This is a genomic window from Anaerotignum faecicola, assembly GCA_024460105.1.
Taxonomy (GTDB): domain Bacteria; phylum Bacillota; class Clostridia; order Lachnospirales; family Anaerotignaceae; genus JANFXS01.
In genome coordinates this window covers 1-377 of record JANFXS010000658.1, presented here as the reverse complement: position 1 = coordinate 377, position 377 = coordinate 1, and the positions used below count along the sequence as shown (strand labels likewise).

The following is a 377-nucleotide window of genomic DNA, read 5'->3' as shown; positions in this document are numbered from 1 at the left end:
AAGGGATTCCGCTCAGGGTGGAAAAGGCGTGGAGAATGCCTGTGTCCGTATGCGGCGTGTTCGGGGCTTTTGCAACTACGGTGACGCTTTATATGTCCTATTCATACATACCTGTGGGAATGGCGACTACGCTCCATTTCGTGTATCCTGTGCTGGTGACTGTGGGCTGCGTCCTGATTTTTAAGGAAGGGATCACGGTAAAAAAGGTGCTGGCTCTGCTCTGCGGAGCCGCCGGCACCCTGTTGTTTCTGGAAAATTTTTCTGCGGGCTCGGGAAGCGGCGCAGGAATCTTTCTGGCACTTCTGTCCGGCCTGTTCTACAGTGTTCATATGATTGTCATGGATAAATCCGGGATCAAGAACATGTACTACTTTAAG

At 51.2% G+C, this 377-nt stretch carries 1 protein-coding gene; it reads left to right on the top strand.

What is annotated here, in order from left to right; genetic code table 11:
- Positions 1–377, top strand: a 377-nt coding sequence (locus tag NE664_15885; GenBank protein MCQ4728115.1) for an EamA family transporter, incomplete at both ends; no start/stop codon positions are given.